General features: G+C 51.8%; 17 protein-coding genes and 1 pseudogene. 10 read left to right on the forward strand and 8 right to left on the reverse strand.

Annotated elements, in window-relative coordinates:
* The 3 genes and pseudogenes from MVG27_RS09025 to MVG27_RS09035 form a co-directional block, all read left to right on the forward strand.
* Positions 1 to 107: pseudogene (locus MVG27_RS09025) on the forward strand (dinitrogenase iron-molybdenum cofactor); the annotation flags it as partial.
* Between the two features lie 32 nt (positions 108 to 139).
* On the forward strand, positions 140 to 370 hold the full coding sequence (locus MVG27_RS09030) for a hypothetical protein (RefSeq protein WP_297466873.1): 231 nt from the start codon (positions 140 to 142) through the stop codon (positions 368 to 370).
* Positions 371 to 427: 57 nt separating this feature from the next.
* Complete coding sequence (locus MVG27_RS09035; protein ID WP_297550975.1) at positions 428 to 856, forward strand: NifB/NifX family molybdenum-iron cluster-binding protein; 429 nt, start codon at positions 428 to 430, stop codon at positions 854 to 856.
* A gap of 88 nt (positions 857 to 944) precedes the next feature.
* On the opposite strand, the gene cysS is transcribed toward MVG27_RS09035, so the two are convergent.
* The gene (cysS, locus tag MVG27_RS09040) at positions 945 to 2,375 is read right to left on the reverse strand and encodes a cysteine--tRNA ligase (protein ID WP_297550985.1); all 1,431 of its coding nucleotides are present in this window, start codon (positions 2,373 to 2,375) and stop codon (positions 945 to 947) included.
* Between the two features lie 110 nt (positions 2,376 to 2,485).
* Here cysS and MVG27_RS09045 point away from each other — a divergent pair, with 110 nt between their 5' ends.
* The 3 genes from MVG27_RS09045 to mrtA are packed head-to-tail and all read left to right on the forward strand — an operon-like array spanning position 2,486 to position 5,040.
* Positions 2,486 to 3,484 carry a peptidylprolyl isomerase gene (locus MVG27_RS09045; protein WP_297550973.1) on the forward strand — a complete coding sequence of 333 codons (999 nt, stop codon included), beginning with the start codon at positions 2,486 to 2,488 and terminating at the stop codon, positions 3,482 to 3,484.
* Between the two features lie 44 nt (positions 3,485 to 3,528).
* Positions 3,529 to 4,431 carry a hypothetical protein gene (locus MVG27_RS09050; protein WP_297556550.1) on the forward strand — a complete coding sequence of 301 codons (903 nt, stop codon included), beginning with the start codon at positions 3,529 to 3,531 and terminating at the stop codon, positions 4,429 to 4,431.
* 3 nt (positions 4,432 to 4,434) lie between these two features.
* Entirely contained in the window at positions 4,435 to 5,040 is a 606-nt protein-coding gene (gene mrtA / locus MVG27_RS09055; RefSeq protein WP_297549045.1) for a CPBP family archaeomyxosortase MrtA, read from the forward strand.
* Here mrtA and MVG27_RS09060 read toward each other — a convergent pair.
* Positions 4,980 to 6,905 carry an ATP-binding cassette domain-containing protein gene (locus MVG27_RS09060; RefSeq protein WP_297549047.1) on the reverse strand — a complete coding sequence of 642 codons (1,926 nt, stop codon included), beginning with the start codon at positions 6,903 to 6,905 and terminating at the stop codon, positions 4,980 to 4,982. The two genes, mrtA and MVG27_RS09060, sit on opposite strands and share 61 nt — an antisense overlap.
* A gap of 103 nt (positions 6,906 to 7,008) precedes the next feature.
* On the opposite strand from MVG27_RS09060, the gene MVG27_RS09065 reads away from it, so the two are divergent.
* The 3 genes from MVG27_RS09065 to MVG27_RS09075 all read left to right on the forward strand — a co-directional run bounded on the left by MVG27_RS09065 (position 7,009) and on the right by MVG27_RS09075 (position 10,526).
* The gene (locus MVG27_RS09065) at positions 7,009 to 8,856 is read left to right on the forward strand and encodes a prolyl oligopeptidase family serine peptidase (RefSeq protein ID WP_297556555.1); all 1,848 of its coding nucleotides are present in this window, start codon (positions 7,009 to 7,011) and stop codon (positions 8,854 to 8,856) included.
* A gap of 161 nt (positions 8,857 to 9,017) precedes the next feature.
* Positions 9,018 to 9,689, forward strand: coding sequence for an ATPase domain-containing protein (locus MVG27_RS09070; protein ID WP_366079051.1), 672 nt, complete (start codon positions 9,018 to 9,020; stop codon positions 9,687 to 9,689).
* 9 nt (positions 9,690 to 9,698) lie between these two features.
* Complete coding sequence (locus MVG27_RS09075) at positions 9,699 to 10,526, forward strand: translation initiation factor IF-2B subunit alpha (RefSeq protein WP_297549366.1); 828 nt, start codon at positions 9,699 to 9,701, stop codon at positions 10,524 to 10,526.
* A gap of 13 nt (positions 10,527 to 10,539) precedes the next feature.
* Here the strand turns inward: MVG27_RS09075 and MVG27_RS09080 are convergent, their stop codons facing one another.
* Positions 10,540 to 12,642 (reverse strand): DUF4350 domain-containing protein, encoded by a 2,103-nt coding sequence (locus MVG27_RS09080; RefSeq protein WP_297549364.1) that lies wholly within the window; start codon positions 12,640 to 12,642, stop codon positions 10,540 to 10,542.
* 89 nt (positions 12,643 to 12,731) lie between these two features.
* Here MVG27_RS09080 and MVG27_RS09085 point away from each other — a divergent pair, with 89 nt between their 5' ends.
* A complete protein-coding gene (locus MVG27_RS09085; RefSeq protein WP_297549371.1) occupies positions 12,732 to 13,256 on the forward strand; it encodes a cob(I)yrinic acid a,c-diamide adenosyltransferase in 525 nt (174 codons plus the stop codon).
* On the opposite strand, the gene MVG27_RS09090 is transcribed toward MVG27_RS09085, so the two are convergent.
* The 5 genes from MVG27_RS09090 to MVG27_RS09110 all read right to left on the reverse strand — a co-directional run.
* Positions 13,240 to 13,605 (reverse strand): hypothetical protein, encoded by a 366-nt coding sequence (locus MVG27_RS09090; RefSeq protein WP_297470650.1) that lies wholly within the window; start codon positions 13,603 to 13,605, stop codon positions 13,240 to 13,242. The genes MVG27_RS09085 and MVG27_RS09090 overlap by 17 nt on opposite strands.
* Positions 13,606 to 13,631: 26 nt before the next feature.
* A complete protein-coding gene (locus MVG27_RS09095; RefSeq protein WP_297549362.1) occupies positions 13,632 to 14,000 on the reverse strand; it encodes a roadblock/LC7 domain-containing protein in 369 nt (122 codons plus the stop codon).
* Between the two features lie 63 nt (positions 14,001 to 14,063).
* Complete coding sequence (locus tag MVG27_RS09100) at positions 14,064 to 15,308, reverse strand: MFS transporter (protein WP_297549360.1); 1,245 nt, start codon at positions 15,306 to 15,308, stop codon at positions 14,064 to 14,066.
* A gap of 54 nt (positions 15,309 to 15,362) precedes the next feature.
* On the reverse strand, positions 15,363 to 16,025 hold the full coding sequence (locus MVG27_RS09105; RefSeq protein ID WP_297549358.1) for a DUF4097 family beta strand repeat-containing protein: 663 nt from the start codon (positions 16,023 to 16,025) through the stop codon (positions 15,363 to 15,365).
* Between the two features lie 5 nt (positions 16,026 to 16,030).
* Positions 16,031 to 17,194 (reverse strand): hypothetical protein (locus tag MVG27_RS09110; RefSeq protein WP_297556553.1); only part of this gene is annotated, 1,164 nt, incomplete at its 5' end.

Here is a 17,194-nt window from a genome sequence, read left to right on the forward strand (position 1 = left end):
GTAGAGGATGGGGCAGAGGAAAAGGCTGGGGAGCCAGGCTCGGTTACTGCCCATGGACGGGTAGGCCAAGCAGAAGGGCCCTCCGCTGGTTCTACGGCTGGTGGTGAGGCCTTTTCCTTTAATTTCTGGAGGCATTGACATGCCACGCGGAATGGGTAGAGGTTATGGGAGAGGGGGTTATTACGGCAGGAGGGCTTATCCCTTCGGGGGCTTTTACGGGATTCTTGACCTGTTAATCCTGCTCGGAATACTGTACTTCCTGTTCAAGCTGTTCCTCGTTGCCCTGCCGTATGCCCTCGGTCTGGTAGTCCTCCTCCTCATCAGGTCACTCCTCAGAAACAGGAGCTTCGGTTTTTGCGGGCCTTTTTGAGCCTATGCAAAATTTTTTTAAGTTCGGGCTATCTAATACAGCCGGAGGTGGTGGAAAATGAGGATTATCGTGTCCACAGTGAGTGGTGGCCTTGACGACCGCGTCAATCAGGCCTTTGGGCGGACTCCAACCTTCACGATAGTTGACGTTGACGAAAACGGCAAGATAGTGAATGTTCAGGTCGTTCCAAACCCCGGCTACTCCCAGCCGAGGGGGGCGGGCGTTACCGCGGCTCAGTTTGTCATAGACCAGGGAGCCGATGCTGTCATAGCGGGCCAGTTCGGGCCAAACTCATACGGAGTCCTCCAGACTGCGGGAATAAGAATGTTCTCCGCACCACCAACTATGACGGTTAGGGAGGCAGTAGAGGCCCTTCTGCGCGGAGAACTGCAACCCGGAATTCAGGGAGGAGCGGGAATGGGGCCCGGCAGGGGCATGGGCAGGGGACGAGGCATGGGTCGTGGATGGGGACGCGGCGGCTGGTAAGGGTTGATTTTTTTCTTTTGTTTCTGTAATATTGGTTCACAGTTGGTGTAATAAAAACTGCAAGAAATTGCACACGTAAAATAAAAACTCAAACCTTAATCCTCTTCCAGACCGTTCCCTCAGGTGTGTCCTCAAGCTGGATTCCAAGGTTCCTCAGTTCGTCCCTTATCTTATCGGCGAGGTCAAAGCGCCTCTCCTTTCTCAGCTGGGAGCGGACCTCGACGAGGAGTTCTATCAGTGCCTCCTCGTTTCCGGCCTTCTCTTCCCTGAAGTAGTCCTCGAATATGCCGAAGACCTCGCTGACTGTTTTAAAGAACTCCCACGCTTTTCTCAGAATGCTCTCCTTAGGAGTCTCGACCTCCGTTAGGTAGCGGTTTATGGCGTTGCTGGCCTCGAAGACTGCCTTTAAAGCCTCGGCCGTGTTGAAGTCGTCGTCCATTGCATCATAGAACTTTTTCCTTGCATCTCTGATGGCCTCGTAGGCCTCAAACTCCGGCTTTTCCCAGCGGAAGGAAATCTCCGCTTTTTTCATCGCCACGCGGATGTTCTCAAGGGTGTTGTAAAGCCTCTCAAGGTTGTTCTTGGCGTGTTCAATGCCCTCCTCGCTGTAGTCGAGTGGCGAGCGGTAGTGCCTCTGGAGCACGAAGAGCCTTATCACCTCCGGGTCGTAGCGCTTGAGGAGTTCCCTCACCGTTACGAAGTTGCCGAGGCTCTTGCTCATCTTCTCTCCATTCACCATGAGGAAGCCCGTGTGCATCCAGTAGCGGACCCACTCGTGCCCGAAGCAGGCCTCGCTTTGAGCTATCTCGTTCTCGTGGTGCGGGAAGATTAGGTCGTTACCGCCACCGTGGATGTCGAAGCTCTCGCCGAGGTATTTACTGCTCATGGTGGAGCACTCTATATGCCAGCCAGGTCTTCCCTCGCCCCAGGGGCTTTCCCACTTCGGCTCGCCCGGTTTCGCCTTCTTCCAGAGGGCAAAGTCCTCGGGGTTCTTCTTTCCTTCGCCCGGTTCCACGCGCGCCCCCTTGACGAGGTCTTCGAGCTTTATCTTGCTGAGCTTTCCGTAGTCCTTGAACTTCCTAACCTCAAAGTAAACGCCGTCAGAACCTTCGTAGGCGTAGCCTTTCTCTTGGAGCTTCTTGATGAAGTTTATTATGTCATCCATGTGCTCGGTAACGCGAGGATAGATATCGGCGGGTTTTACCTTCAATGCTCCCATGTCTTCCAGGAAAATCCTGAGAAACTTTTCGGCGAGTTTTTTCGGGTCCTCGCCGGTTTCGTTGGCCCTCTTTATGATTTTGTCGTCTATATCCGTGAAATTCATGACCATAAGAACGGTGTAGCCCCTGTGCTCAAAATAACGCCTGACGACGTCAAAGGCTATGTACGTCCTCGCGTGGCCGAGGTGAGGGTAATCGTAGACAGTCGGGCCACAAACGTACATTCTAACCTCGCCTTCGCGGAGCGGTTTGAACTCCTCCTTCTGCCTCGTGAGGGTGTTGTATATCCTAATCGCCATTCCCACCACCGGGCCCTTTTGGGAGGGGTTTTTTATTAGCTTATCGTTGCGGGAAAGCTTAAAAACCAACTCCACAACTCGGGTTAGAGCCTGAAAAGGGGGTAGTGAAGATGACCAAGGTTGAGAAGGGAGACGTCATAAAGCTCCGCTACACCGGAAGGATAAAGGAGACCGGCGAGATTTTTGACACCACCGATGAGGAGATAGCGAAGAAGGCTGGAATATACAGGGAGGACGGCGTTTACGGGCCCGTCCCGATAGCCGTTGGGGCCGGTCATGTCATAAAGGGTCTTGACGAGGCTCTGGAAGGGCTCGAGGTCGGCAAGAAGTACGAGATTGAGGTTCCGCCGGAGAAGGGCTTTGGAAAGCGCGATAGGAAGCTCATAAAGACGTTCACCCTCGGTCAGTTCAGGAGACAGGGCATAATCCCCTTCCCGGGAATGCCTGTCGAGATTGAGACCGAAGGGGGAAGGAAGCTCAAGGGCAGGGTTCTGACCGTTAGCGGAGGTCGCGTTAGGGTGGACTTCAACCACCCCTACGCTGGCAAGCACCTCGTTTACGAGGTTGAGATTGTCGAGAAGATTGAGGACCCGATAGAGAAGGTCAAGGCCATGATTGAGCTCCGCCTCCCAAGGGTTGACGCGAACAAGGTCATAATCGAGGTCGGCGAGAAGGATGTAGTCGTTGACTTCACCCCTGTTAAGGAAGAGGTTGACAGGGGAACCCTCGCCCTCGGTGAGATTCTCCTCGAGAGCGACCTGAAGTTCCTGGGTTACGAGGAGATAACCTTCAAGCCGAGCGTTGAGGAGCTCCTCAAGCCACCTGAAGCTGAAGAGGAGGCCGAAACCGAGGAAGAGGAGAAGGCCGAAGGTACTGAGGTTACCGAAACCGAAGAGAAAGCTGAAGAGGCTCAGGAAGCCGTTGATGAGGTCGAAGAAACCGAAGAAAAGAGCGAGAGCAAAGAGACTGAAAAGGCAGAAGAGACCGAGGAGAAGGAGGAGAAGCCCAAGAAGACCAAGAGCACCAAGGGCAGGAAGACCAGGAGAACGACCACTAAGAAAACCACGGGCAAGAAGAAAGCCAAGGCTACCGAGGAGAAGTCTGAGTGAAGTTTTTAACCCCCACTTTCAATCTTATTCCTTAGGGGGTGCGCATGGCGAGTCGCTTTGAAGTTCTTCTTCAGGACCTCGGAAGCCGGTTCACAAAGGACGACATACCCAAGATTAGAGACGCACTGCTCGCCCTGAGGCGCGTTATGGAGATTCCAGTTTCTTACCTTAACCCATCGAGTGGCTATCATCCTGTTGTTGTGTTTAAGAAGCGCTTCGGCAGGGTTCAGAAGGAAGTTCCTGTCTCGATACTCGACCTCAAAATCCTGAACCGCTACAACATGCCGGGCTGGAGAAGGGAGGTTGAGTTCTGGCTCGACAACGACGTCGTCATTAGGGAAAACCTCTATGGAATGGAGGCCCTCCTCATAGGCGACCCTCGCGGTTTAAACAGGCTGAGTGACATCATCAGGAGGCTGGCCCAGTATATGAGCGTCCGCCCTTCAAAGCTCGTGCTGTTCTACAACACGATTTACATGGACTACGGCGGTGGGCGATACATCCAGCTCCTCCTAAGGGGTAACGACCTCGAGGTCAGGCTCATAAGGATGAAGCTGAGCGAGGCATCGAGCTACCTGGGGAAAGCCATCGAGTACATGGATTCGGCCTTCGGAAACAAAAACATTGACTTTTACAAGCTCCTCTTTGCCCACGCCTCCGAAACATACAGCTCCTTCGACTGGTTCTTCCACCGCTACATCTATCCGAGGCTGAACCCCGAGCAGAGGGAGTTCCTTGAGGAGATGCAGGACTACAGGAACTTTCTCCGCCTGCTTTACGACCACATCAACAGGCTCAACAAGGACAGGATAGGCGACGAAATTGGAATAAGGGTCATCAGGAGGGCAAACCCAAAGAGACCCCTCGAAATTGGAATTGCCTTCACGAACAGGGGAATAGATGTAAGGCGCTACGTCAACACGGCCCAGATAAACTTCATGGTGTGATACATGGAAAAGAACTTCCTCCTATATCTCGTTCTTCTCCCCCTGAGTTTCGCCCCCTGGTTAATTCCATCTACGTTCTGGGGGCACGTTGCCGTTGTTCTGTTCTTCTACCTCGCTCTTCCTCTCGTGATTTCCAGGGCGCTCGGCTTTTCCCGGGGGGAAGTTGGCCTGACTCTACCGAGGAGAGAAGGGCTTAAGCTCTTTCTTCTCCTCTTTGTTCTCTCGATTCCTCTCAGCATCTACGGGGCAAGGATACCCTCGATGAGGAGCTATTATCCAGTTTTCCACTACTCCGGCCTTACAACCTTCCTCCTCGGTGAGCTCGGGATGGGGTTGATAATGCTCGCCCACGAGGCCTTTTACAGGGGTTTTCTGCTCTTCCCCCTCTCCAGGAAGAACGAATGGCTCGCGATAATCCTTCAGGACATTCCCTATACAATCGTCCACATTGGAAAACCGGGGATTGAGGTGCCCTACGCCTTCATAGCCGGGATAATCTTCGCAAAAATGGATTTGAAAGGAAAGAGCTTCCTGCCGAGCTTCCTTCTTCACTGGCTCGGCTCGGCCTTCTTCGACTTTCTGTGCGCCTCAAGCTTCGCGGTTCCGTAGCCAACGAAGAGCACCTTATCGGGGTCAAGGGCCTTCAGAACCTCAGGCCTGTGGGTGATTATTAACGCCGTTATCCCGGCCTCGCGGATTATTTCTGCGACCTTCTTGGCAACCCTCATGGCCGTAAGCGTGTCGAGGTGAGCTGAAAACTCATCTATAAGGAGGAGGTTGGGCTTCTCGGCCAGGAGCGAGGCTATCTTTGCCCTCTCCTTCTGTCCCGTGCTCAGCTCACTGTACTTTGCCCTGTAGAGAACGGCATCGCTCAATCCAGCCCTGTTGAGGACCTCAACTGCCGCGTTAAGGTCTTTAATCTTTCTGTAAACGTGCTCCAGAATGCTCTCGGAGCCAAAGCTCGGCTCAAATTCACCCGGAATCATTACGGAAACCTTGGCGTTCTCGGGGACATCTATCTCTCCACTGGTAGGTCTAAAGCGCTCCTCCCACCAGCCGTTGGCCGAGCCAAGGATAAGCCTCAGCAGGGTCGTCTTCCCGGCACCGCTCGCTCCAACGACCGCTATCAGTTCGCCGGGCTTTATCTCAAAGTTGAGGTTCCTCAAGACAGGTCTCTGGATAACGCGGTGCCTGACGCCAAAGGCCTTCAAAAGCTCCTGTATCTCCTCAGGCAATCCTTTGATGTCAAGCTCGCTCTCAAATACCTTGGAGACGTTTTTGAAGACTATTGGGCCCTTCAACGGCTCAACCCTTCCGTAGCTCGGGCGCCAGAGCCTCCCATCTTCGGGCGCGTAGGGGTCCTCCTTCAGAAAGCGCTCTATGTACTCCCTGGCCTCTTCCGTGAGGGGATAAAACAGAACGGGCCTTCCGCTGGCAGTTTCCCAGAGGAACTTGAAACCGACCTTCTCGAAGAAGGGGTTGTAGCGCGCCATCTGGGCTATGGTTTCAACTATGTGCTTCCTCTTCCTCATCTCGGGAATCCTTCTCTCCGCTATCCAATCAAGGGCGGACTTAACGCTTAACTGGCCCAGACCGTCGGAGCGGTAGTCGGGGTGAACTACAACTCTGGCTATTCTCGCGCCGGCGGTGTTGGTCTCAGCCAAAGCCTTCCACTTGGCCTTTTCCCAGAGATAGGAGCGGGCTATTCTTTTCTTTCCGTATTTACGCTTCAGCTCCTCGTAGAGTTCCCTCATTATCCTCTCCGGCCAGAAGGCCGGGTGGAACCACTCCTCAGGAAAGACCTTCTCACGTATGTTCTTCTCAACTTTACCGTTCGGTAAACGGCGGTGCATTAGCGGTATCGGGGGGTCAACGCGGACGTAACTTAAAATCCTCGGCTCATACTCCTCCCTCTCAACGAGTTCAAGAATCAGGAAGCGTGAGGCTGGGGTTGAGCCTTTTATCTCAAGAATATGGCTTTCCGCACCGCAGATTGGACAGTTCTGCTTTGTGTTTGCTTCAAAGATGTGCCCGTTCTCACACCGCCACAGGGCCACTTTCTCCTTCTGGCTCGCGTAGTGGTATTGCTCGAGCTCCGCTATTGCCTCGAAGTCGCTCTCGTATTTGGCTTCCCTGGCCCTTATCTTGTAGGTGTAGAGTAGCTCACCGGTGAGAGGAGAGTAGCGCTTTGCCTCAACTTCCTTCTCGAAAAGAGGCCAAACTGGGATTTTATCCCCTTCATAGAACTTCCAGAGCCGGTAGTCATCAAAGTCGAGAACCTTAAAGCCCTCCTTCTCCTTGGGTCTGCTTATTATCTCAATCTCAACCTCGTCCCCACTCAGAAACCACTGGGCGACGTTGCCCGTCATGTAAAGGCGGTACTTCTCGCCCTCGGCCTCAACTTCCAGAATCCCGAACCAGCGGTGCTTGAAGCGGGGAATTTCACTACCCGTAACTTTGCCCCTCACGAGCATGGAACCACCGGGGAAAATAGGGAAGGGAGGTTAAAACATTAGTCCTAGAAACAGGGCTTAATGTTTTTATTGTCACAGGTTTAGCGTTAAAACGGTGGTTTCAATGGAAGACCCCTATGCCTGGATGGAGAACCTCAGCGATGAGCGCGTTTTGAAGCTCGTTGAGGAGGAGAACAAGCGCTTTAGGGAATTCGTCGGAGAGCTTAGCGACGAGCTCTTTCCCGAGGTGTGGGAATACTACTCGATGCCCGTCATCTACAACACGAGGCTCACGGAGAGGGGCACAATCGCGATGTACAGGGAAAGGGACAGACAGGTCATCAGGTGGCTCGACGGTAGGGTTGTTGTCGACTCGAAGGAACTGGAGAAGGAGTTCAACGATGAAATCCTCCTTCAGACGTTTTCTGTCGATAAGGCCGGCAGGTTTCTGGCCTACAGCTTTTCCATGGGCGGTGCCGACGAAGGGATAACGAGGATAGTGGACCTTAAAACCGGCGAAATCCTCGAGGAATTCAGGCCCTCGATAAGGAACGTCGTCTTTACTGACAACGGCTACTACTTCTCGCGCTTCTACAGGCACGGCGAGACTCCCGACGGGACCAGAGCTCCCGCGGTGAGGCTCTTCTTCAAAGATGGGAGCGGGGAGAGAATGGTCTTTGGGGAGGGCCTCGGCTCCGGCCACTTTCTCTACCTGAGGGAGAGCACCGACGGAAGGACGGCGATGCTGACCGTTACACTCGGCTGGAACAGTGCCGAGATTTACACGGGCCCGATTGACGAGCCGGAAAAATGGGAGAGGGTCTATTCCGCCGAAGTCCCCGCGGAGCCGATAGATGTCGTCAACGGCAGACTCTACGTTCTGACGAGGGAAGGCAGGGGCCTTGGGAAAGTGATTTCCATCGATGGTGAAAAAACGATTGAGGTGATTCCCGAAGGGGATTTCCCCCTGGAGTGGGCGGTAATAGTCGGGGACAAAATCCTCGCCGGCAGACTAGTCCACGCCAGCCACAGGCTTGAGCTTTACTCGCTCGGTGGAGAGAAGCTCGACGAGATAACCTTCGACCTGCCCGGAAGCGTCTACCCTCTCGACAGCGATGGGAAGAGGGCCCTCCTCAGGTATGAGAGCTTCACCGTTCCCTACAGGCTCTACGAGTTCGATGGAGAGCTCAAGCTCGTTGAAAAGCAGGAAGTCGCGGGCGACTTCAAAGTTGAGGAGGACTTCGCCGTCTCGAAGGACGGGACGAAAATCCACTACTTCCACGTGAAGGGGAGCAAAGACAATAAGAGGGTCTGGGTCTTCGGATACGGTGGCTTCAACGTTTCGCTGACACCGAGGTTTTTCCCGCAGGTTATCCCCTTCATCAAGCGCGGTGGAACCTTTGCAATGGCCAACCTGCGCGGTGGCAGTGAGTACGGCGAGGAGTGGCACCGCGCGGGAATGCGGGAGAACAAGCAAAACGTCTTCGACGACTTCATAGCGGTTCTTGAAAAACTGAAGAGTGATGGTTACAAGGTGGCCGCGTGGGGAAGGAGCAACGGCGGACTTCTCGTTTCGGCGACGCTCACGCAGAGGCCGGACGTCATGGATTCGGCTTTAATTGGCTATCCGGTTATAGACATGCTCCGCTTCCACAAGCTCTACATCGGGAGCGTCTGGATTCCGGAATACGGCAACCCCGACGACCCGAAGGACAGGGAGTTCCTGCTGAGGTACTCACCATACCACAACGTCAGGCCCGCCAGATATCCGCCGACGCTCATCTACACCGGTTTACACGACGACAGAGTTCACCCAGCCCACGCGCTGAAGTTCTTCATGAAGCTGAAGGAACTCGGGGCGCCGGTTTATCTCCGCGTTGAGACCAAGAGCGGTCACATGGGTGCATCTCCAGAGACGAGGGCAAAAGAGCTGACCGATTTGCTGGCTTTTGTTGTAAGAACACTTTTTTAATTCCAAATTTTAGCCAACTTTTTATTTTTCAAACCATCTTATTCTTCATCATTGTTTCGAAAGGTATTCGAAATGAACATCAGAGGATAAAACTTTATATTGGTAAAAGCCCTAAGAATAATGGCTGAGAAACAATGGTTGCAGGGAGGATTTCAACCGGGGTGCCTGGGCTAGATGTAATGCTTCATGGGGGTTTCATTCCTGGGAGGGTCTACCTTGTCAAAGGCTCTCCTGGAACAGGAAAGACAACCCTTGCGATGCACTTTGCAATGGCCGGAGTAGCCAACGGAGAGAGCGTGTTGTACATAACTCTCGAGGAGCCGGCAGAAAATATAAGAGAGGACTTCGGGAGGATGGGGTTTGACGTCTATCACGACGAATTCACTCTCATAGATGCGACACCAACAACGGAACACTACGTCCTGGTTGAAGACTTCTTTGAAACATTTGCCAAGAACCTCAACAAACTTACCGAATCAATAAAAGAACAGTTCCGAGTAAAGAGATATTCAAGAGTAATCGTCGACCCAATTACCATGCTAAAACTTGCCAGCAAGGAGGAGATGGACTACCGCAGAGCTTTTCTGACTTTTGTGAAAAGCATGATGAGACTAAGGGTTACTGTTCTCTTGACTTCCGAGCTTGAAAGAACTGACATAGAGGAATACCTTGTGAGTGGAGTTATCGAGATGAAACTCCTTGAGCGTGATGGAAAGCTGATGAGGGCAATCAAGGTAACGAAGTTCAGAGGGAGTGGGTTTGACAACGTTATCAGGCCCTACGAGATAACCGAGACCGGAATGGTCGTCCATCCGGACAGAACCGTCCCCTGAGGGATTAAAATGCTACCCCCCGAGGTAAAATCCATTCTGGAGGAGCTCCGCTCCGAGAGGATACGCGGTGCCAGCTGGATGGCAAGGCGTGGTGCGGAGGCATATCTCGTTCTTGCCGACCTCTTGGAGGGAGATGAACTGAGGAGGGCACTTCTTGAATTAAGAAGGGAACTTCCAGCCATTAATCCGACGATGGCATCTCTCTACAACCTCTCGCGCTTCATTCCAGTAACAGAGAATCCAATTCTAGTTAAATCGAGAGCCGAAGAATTTATCCATCTAATTGACGAGGCAAAGAAAACAATCGGCAACATAGGTAGCGAGCTGATTGATGACGGAGACGTTGTCATAACACACTCCTTCTCCTCGGCTGTTTTTGAGATACTAAAAAGCGCAAAAAACAAGGGGGTAACCTTCCGGGTTATACTCACAGAGAGTGCTCCCGACCACGAGGGAATTGCACTGGCAAGCGCCCTTGAAAAAGAGGGAATTCCATTCGAGCTCATAACCGATGCTCAGCTCGGACTTTTCGCAAAAAAGGCTACGATTGCAATGGTTGGAGCGGACAACGTAACAAAGGACGGGGCCGTAATCAACAAAGCCGGGACTTATCTCCTAGCCCTTGCATCTCATGACAACAACGTTCCCTTTTATGTCGCGGCTGAGAGCTTCAAGCTCCATCCAGAACTCAAAAGTGACGAGGTAGAGATACTCGAGAGGCCCTATGCGAGGCAGGGTTATCGCGTTAGGAACTTTCTGTTTGACATTACTCCATGGAAATACGTCAGGGGCATAATTACAGAACTTGGAATCCTCGTTCCGCCGAGAGAAATTTAAAAAAGGGGAAGAATCAGTTCTCCCCGACGAGCCAGAGGAGGGCGCCCTTGATGAAGGGCCAGTTGCTCTTGATGTACTTTCCATAATAGGCATCGCTCAAGGCCTTGCTCGAGCCGTAGACAACTATTCTGCCCTTTCCGAAGGTTACCGCCGCGGCAACAACGGGTTCGCTTCCCTTCTCGTAAACAATGTTTCCATTGGCATCAACCGCGTAGGCGCTTTCGTAGCCCTTGATTATCCAGACTGCATTTCCGGTAACCTTGAGGGTGTCGCCGTTGTAGTACATCGTCCAGTTCTCGGGAATGAACTTGGTTATTGAGCAGTTCCTGTTGTAGATTCCAACGAAGGGATAGTAGGGCTTTCCGCTGTTCCTGTTGTCGTCCATGAGCTCGGTCTTCTCAAACTGCACTCCCGTTCCTTCGAGGAGCACGTTGAGGTCCTCGCTCAGGTACTTGTACCAGTCGCCTGCAACGAAAAGAGCTCCTCCGTTCTCAACGTACTTTCTGAGAGCGCTTATTTCCTCATCGCTCAGCTTAGTCTTGGGGTTAGTGAGTATAACAACGTCGTATTCCTTCAGTTCGTCGTATGTGAGCGGGGCGTAGGTGACGTTAACTTCCCAGCCGAGTTCCTCAATGTCCTTCTGTAGCCCGGTAAAGCCGTATCTGGTGAAGTAGTACTGGCCGTGGGAGAGGTCGATGAGGACTTTGGTTATGTGTATGGTGTAGTTCGCCGTCTGGTTTGCTATGGTTCCATTAGAAGGCGCGGTTACGTTTCCAGTCGTTTGGTTCGTTTGGGTCTGGTTCGTCTCGTTCATCTGCGGGTGACAGAGGGGCTCGACCTTGACGAGCGTCTCCTGAAGGACTGGAAGAACTTTTTCAATCCTCTCGACTACATCCTGGGCCAAGAAGCGGGCCTTTCTTATGTGGACCATAACGGAATACGTATAGAGCCTGTTTCCTGAAAGAAACAGTGCAGTCCTGTTCTTCATCTCAAGGAACTTGGCATATTCTGCCTTTGTTAGGTTGTAGTTGGTCTCAATCCACCTGACGTCATCAGCTAGGTCGCCGAGATTTACACCGCACTTCTCGAGTTCCTGAACTGTGGCTGTGAAATTGGCGTAGAGCTCGTCAAGCTGGGGTGCAATCTTCTTGTAGCCGTTTTCGTAGAAGTACGTGAGGCCATAGAACAGCCTGTACGGGTTGACATAAACCTGAACGCTCTTGGTTATGAGATCGCTAACACCGTTTCCAACTATTTCAGCTGTGATGTTGTACTGGCCCTCCGTCATTGGTATCCATGTCTTGACAATCGTCTTAGTGCTCTTTGGCTGAAGTGTTATGTTCTCAATGTAGAGGGGAACGCCGTTTATCTTAAGGTAGAAGGTAACGTTGGTCTCAGTATCTCCCCCGTTTGAAATGCTGACGTAGATGTTGTCCGGGATTCCGGAGTAAACGGGCTCATTTACCACAAGGGAGCTAACTGCAACGGGGACGTAATAGGATATCTTTAAAACCGGTTTGTCAAGGGCGTTTTCTCTTGAGTATATCCAAGCGTAGTTGTATATGCTCTCATTTACAAGCTTGAGAACGAAGCTGAAAACACTCTGCTCAGGGAATTTTGCCCTAATGTAGCTTGTGACGTTGAAGCATACCCAACCTTTGGAGAGGGTTTTGTTATCAAAAAGAACCCCCGGTTTGGGAGCGGGATTCGTGTAGATTTCCTTCCAGTCATTGGTGATGTTATAGATGCCCACGTTCATGGGAGTTGAGAAGTATTTTATGTAGGCAACATAAACACACACCTCAGCGCTTGCTATTTCTGCGGCCCTGGGTATTTCAGAGAGATTGAAGCGAAGATACGTGCGTTCTCTCTGATAGTAAGAGCTGTTTCCAATAGCGAGCTCATATTTCCCGGAATATTCATGATAGCTATACCACTTGTAATACTGTCCCTTGTAGATGTAGCTGTAGGCGTCCGCACTTGCTGTCACGTTGACTGTTTTCACAACATATTGGCCCGTAGATTCGGTGGTTGTTGCAAGTGCAAGTTTTATTCCACCCACTGGGGCAAAAACCATTAATAGTAGTAACACAACAGCAACTGCCAGGCGCCTCATGACATCACCCGCGTATTCTTCATAAACTACCTAAAAAGCTTTCCGGAAGCCTAATAAACAGGAATATGTTAAACCCTGCGGTGAAAAACATGTCCGTGACAACGAAAACCGGCGATAAGGGATTGACGGGTTTATTTACTGGCGACAGAGTCGCAAAGTATTCCCCAATAATGGAGGCCAACGGAACCATAGACGAACTCGATAGTTTCCTCGGAGAGGCAATGCACTACGTTCCTGAAGAGATGAAGGGGATAATAGAAAGGATACAGGTTCAGCTCTACGAGTTGATGGGCGAGCTCGCCAGCAAGGGCAAATACTCCAAAATAGGCGATAAAGAAATTAGGTGGCTGGAAGAGCTAATTTCAAAATACGAGGAAGAGTTCCAGATGAGAGTTTTTGTCTTGCCGGGTTCAACGATAGGCAGTGCAAAGCTTGACATCTGCAGAACGATTGCCAGAAGGGCCGAGAGAAAGGTTGCCAAAATCGTCCTCGAGTACGGCTTTGGAAAGAACGCCCTCGTTTACCTGAACAGGCTCAGCGATTTGCTATTCCTTATGGCCAGGGTTATAGAGAAGCGCGAAGGAAAGCTCAGGGAAGTCAAGCCGACTTCCTGAACTCTTTCATTCTTTCCTCATATTTGTCCCTGAGGAGCTCCTCAACTCTGCCTTCGATGTCCTTTAGAGCTTCAATGGCGCCTTCTATAGAGGAACTAACGACGGCAACGCCGAGTCCTCCCATCCTGCGTATCGCTATGACCTTTTTGCCGTTTTTGATGAATATTTCAAGTTCATCCTTCTCGACTCCGAGTTCTGGGGCCTTTTTCTCGACGTAGTGGAGGATGTCCTCTATGTGGGCTCCAAGATTCTCGTTTCCCTCGAGGCTCAGACCATCCTGCGTGATGACCATCTCGTATATCTCTGGCTTTTCCCTGCCCCAGAGAAAAGATAATATCTTTACTGGCATTTTCTCACCTCCAAAAGGAAAAGAAATCAGTAGAGCATTTCATTAAGTTTTGGAAGAACTTTTCTGAGCTCGAGCTTCATCCTTCCAAGGTTAAGGCCTTCATCTCCAATAACAATGAGGTAGTAGTCCCCCCCGATTGGGTTCACGAAGGTTCTTGCGTTCTTGTATTCGAGTATGGCCTCCTTAAGTTCGCCGGCCCCGAACTGGTCTCCCATCAGCTTTATTGCAGAGACCAGCTCGTGGAGAACTCCGGCTATAGCTTCCCTATCGAGGTTCTTTTTCATTGCCGATTCGATGACGAGGCCGTCCTTGTCAACCACTATGGTCCCTATGACCCCGTCTATTTCGAGCATGTCCGTGAGTATCTTTCCCATCACGAGGTCCACCGCCGCCATGGGTCCCACCCCAGGTTTAGAAACAAAATGTAACTTAAAAATTTTACGCTTTCTCTGGCCCACTCACCTAGGTGCAACTTCCGAATCCCCCGTTAAAACGTCCCTGTACCTTGCCCAGTAGTAGAGCACCACAGTCCCCATTCCTGTCCAGAGACCGAGCGAGACGAGCCACGCTGGGAACCTGTCGAGGAGCGGACCGACAGCGATTAGCCCAAAGGGGCCGGCTGAATGCATAAGCACAGCCATAGCTGAGAAGACCCTTCCGCGAACCTCGCTCGGGACAGCGCGCTGTATTCTGGCTGTTATTGGGACGTCGATAAAGGCCGAGAGAGCACCCCAGAGAACGTTTACTATTGCAAGGGCAAAAAATGCCGTATCTCTGGAAAAGTCTGAGAAGGGGCTTATCAACCACGTAAAGACGAGTATTAGCAAACCATTGAAAAGGAGTGCATGAAAGAGGTATCTACCAGCCTTCCTGCCGAATTTAGTTGCTATGAGCACATTCCCTATCAGGGCCCCCGCCATGAACATGCTTTCCTGAAGGCCGAACTGGTAGCTTGAGAACTTCAGGATTTCCCTCATGGCATAGGGCATTAAAACAGCTCCAAAGGGCTGGGCAAAGGCTATCATGAATATTGCAAAACCCATGAGCGTCCAGAGGTAGCGGTTCGACCGGATGAAAGATATACCCTCCCTTAAGTCCGACACTACCTGAGAAAAGCCCTCAATTTTCTTCGCCTTCCATTCGTATTTAATGAGGATTTCAAAGAGACCCGAGCCGAAGAAGCTGACGGCATTGATGAGGAGTGCCAGGGCTATTCCCCCAACCGCGTAGATGAAGCCACCAAGGGCCGGACCGACGAGGCGGGCAAAGATGTTGAAGGAGCTCGTTATGGAGTTGGCCCTCTCAAGCTCGTCCGGATCAACGAGGTCAGGAAACATCGCGCTCGTTGATGCTCCAAAAAATGCTCCCATCGTGGCCATGACAACCTGAACAACGAGGAGTTGCTTGATTGATAGCAAATTGAATGCCAGAACTCCGAAGAGAAGAACTCCGCGCGCCAGGTCGAAGCCGACCATCAGGTGCTTTCTGTTGTAGCGGTCTCCAACCACACCTGCAAAGGGCATGACAATCAAAGCTGGCACCATCTCAGCTAGAATAAATGCCGTCATCATTGCCCCGCTGTGCGTTTTGTCGAGAACGTAGAGTGGCAAAGCAACATCCTGAACCGCCCAGCCGAGCTGTGAAATAAAGCGACCAAAGGCGAAGAGCCAGAAGTTCCTGCCGAGCCCTTTTCGAGTTTCCATCCAAGACCCTCCACCGAATTAGTGAATTTATTAGACAATTCGGTAATTGTTTAATCAAATAAGCTCTATCATGACGTCATCGTTCACCGTGCTAACTCCCACCTCAAAGGTCCCCTCGCCTACGACCGGATCATCTGGGTCTATGCCGATGAACCGAACGTCACCGTTCACGCTTTTCGCCCTAATCCTCGCATCGCAGAAGTCCGTGAGGCGGAGAACGATATTGCCGTTAACACAGCTCGCTTCCACGTCGCCTTCGAGTTCCTCGATGGTTATCTCAAGTTCTCCGTTGACAGTTGAAGCTTTGAGTGGCCCAGCAACGCTTAGATGGGCCCTAATCCTTCCGTTTACCGTCGAGAGCTCCTGAGCTTCACAGTTTTCCAAGTTAATCCTTCCGTTTACGGTTGATGCTTTCCTGAGGGCCACTTCCCTCGCCTCAAGCTCGCCGTTGACGTTCCTGAAGTTAACGGCCGTCCCCTTTGGGAGTCTCAGTTCAATCTCGGCCCAGCCTTCGGAAGGCTTTGGAATGAAACCGAGCAACTTTTTACCGATTAACCTCTCCTTAACCACGAGCTTCTTTCCGACCTGTTCTACCTCAACTTCAACGTCGCCGTGAAGGGTATAGTTCACCTCGACGTGGTCGTTTTCCCAGCCCTCAATCCTAACCCTGCCGTTAACTGCCGTTACCTCGACTTCCCTGACGTTCTCAAATTCCATTGTCTTCACCCCAGATAGTCCATCAGCTCGTCAATGAGTTCCTTCACGCGCTTGTTCAGGAGCGTCCTGTCGATGCCCAAACCTTCAATGAGGCCGGCGCTCTGCTCCTCGACTATCTCCTTCGCCTTCCTCACGACGAGCCTGTAGGCTCGCTCGTCCTCTATGGTGTAGGTCTTCCCTCCCGTCCTTATTCTGACTGTGCCGTCCCTCGCAGAGATTACAACGTCCTCGATGCGTATCTTTGCCCTGCCTTTCCCAACGGTGACGGAAACGTCGCCCGAGCGGAGAGATACGGAATCGCCCAGACTCAACGTCTCGTCTCCGCTCCTGTAGGTGACCCTGTTGCCTTCTACTTCAATCGAGAACTCATCGGTTTGGATTTTCAGCCTGTCCCCGACTTTTGTGAGCTGGAAGCCGTTGCGGAGCTCCTTGATAGTAAGCATCTCCTCCGGTTTCTTAACCTTGCCATCGTGGACGTGTATCGGCCCGACTTTGACCTCCTGGCCGGTAGGTGTTTCAATGACCTCGATGAAGGGCAACTTGACGTACTCAAAGTCCTCGCCCTCGTAAACCTTGATTATTCCGAGGTCAACTGCCATTGAACCTTTCTTGACCTTCCTGTAAAGCCTGTCCGGGTCGATTAGTCTCGATGCCATCTCAACAAAGGCCTCGTCGGCTTTAACTTTCTTCCCAACTTCCAGCTTGCCCCATACTGCAACTGGACTTGAGAGGACTTTCTTTATCTTCCCGAGAGGTGTGTTGGCCTCAACCTCAACGCTTCCGTCTATAACCCAGCCGACCATTTTTCCGCCGAACTTTACTGGATAGGCCTTCCCGCTTCCCCTCAGGATTACATCGCCGAAATCGGCACCTATGAACTCATAGGCCTTCTTCTCGACCTTCCACTCAAACCTGTTACTCTCGGCCCTTCCCAAGAGTAGACCGGCTATTGCCAGCACAACCGAGTAGGCGAAAGCCCTGCCTGCGAGGTTGTGAAGGTTCTCTGGCATTCCAAGCCACCCACCAACGTAGAGGAAGAGGGCCGTCCAGAAGAAGGCCTTTGAGAGGGCAAATATAACCCCGCTGAGTGTAATACCGAACCATTTGCCAACCCCCAGCAGTTCGAAGGAGAATATCAGCGCGATTATCGCGTAAACGAGGTATTCGTT

The sequence above is a fragment of the Thermococcus sp. genome (assembly GCF_027011145.1).
Lineage (GTDB): Archaea > Methanobacteriota_B > Thermococci > Thermococcales > Thermococcaceae > Thermococcus.

What these genes read in the sequence shown, in the direction of transcription:
- cysS (WP_297550985.1), bottom strand. Translation starts at nt 2,375, where the DNA reads ATGGCGATTAGGATATACAACACCCTCACGAGGCAGAAGGAGGAGTTC.
- MVG27_RS09045 (WP_297550973.1), top strand. Translation starts at nt 2,486, where the DNA reads ATGACCAAGGTTGAGAAGGGAGACGTCATAAAGCTCCGCTACACCGGA.
- MVG27_RS09065 (WP_297556555.1), top strand. Translation starts at nt 7,009, where the DNA reads ATGGAAGACCCCTATGCCTGGATGGAGAACCTCAGCGATGAGCGCGTT.
- MVG27_RS09105 (WP_297549358.1), bottom strand. Translation starts at nt 16,025, where the DNA reads ATGGAATTTGAGAACGTCAGGGAAGTCGAGGTAACGGCAGTTAACGGC.
- MVG27_RS09075 (WP_297549366.1), top strand. Translation starts at nt 9,699, where the DNA reads ATGCTACCCCCCGAGGTAAAATCCATTCTGGAGGAGCTCCGCTCCGAG.
- MVG27_RS09060 (WP_297549047.1), bottom strand. Translation starts at nt 6,905, where the DNA reads ATGCTCGTGAGGGGCAAAGTTACGGGTAGTGAAATTCCCCGCTTCAAG.
- MVG27_RS09090 (WP_297470650.1), bottom strand. Translation starts at nt 13,605, where the DNA reads ATGCCAGTAAAGATATTATCTTTTCTCTGGGGCAGGGAAAAGCCAGAG.
- mrtA (WP_297549045.1), top strand. Translation starts at nt 4,435, where the DNA reads ATGGAAAAGAACTTCCTCCTATATCTCGTTCTTCTCCCCCTGAGTTTC.
- MVG27_RS09100 (WP_297549360.1), bottom strand. Translation starts at nt 15,308, where the DNA reads ATGGAAACTCGAAAAGGGCTCGGCAGGAACTTCTGGCTCTTCGCCTTT.
- MVG27_RS09030 (WP_297466873.1), top strand. Translation starts at nt 140, where the DNA reads ATGCCACGCGGAATGGGTAGAGGTTATGGGAGAGGGGGTTATTACGGC.
- MVG27_RS09050 (WP_297556550.1), top strand. Translation starts at nt 3,529, where the DNA reads ATGGCGAGTCGCTTTGAAGTTCTTCTTCAGGACCTCGGAAGCCGGTTC.
- MVG27_RS09080 (WP_297549364.1), bottom strand. Translation starts at nt 12,642, where the DNA reads ATGAGGCGCCTGGCAGTTGCTGTTGTGTTACTACTATTAATGGTTTTT.
- MVG27_RS09085 (WP_297549371.1), top strand. Translation starts at nt 12,732, where the DNA reads ATGTCCGTGACAACGAAAACCGGCGATAAGGGATTGACGGGTTTATTT.
- MVG27_RS09035 (WP_297550975.1), top strand. Translation starts at nt 428, where the DNA reads ATGAGGATTATCGTGTCCACAGTGAGTGGTGGCCTTGACGACCGCGTC.
- MVG27_RS09095 (WP_297549362.1), bottom strand. Translation starts at nt 14,000, where the DNA reads ATGGCGGCGGTGGACCTCGTGATGGGAAAGATACTCACGGACATGCTC.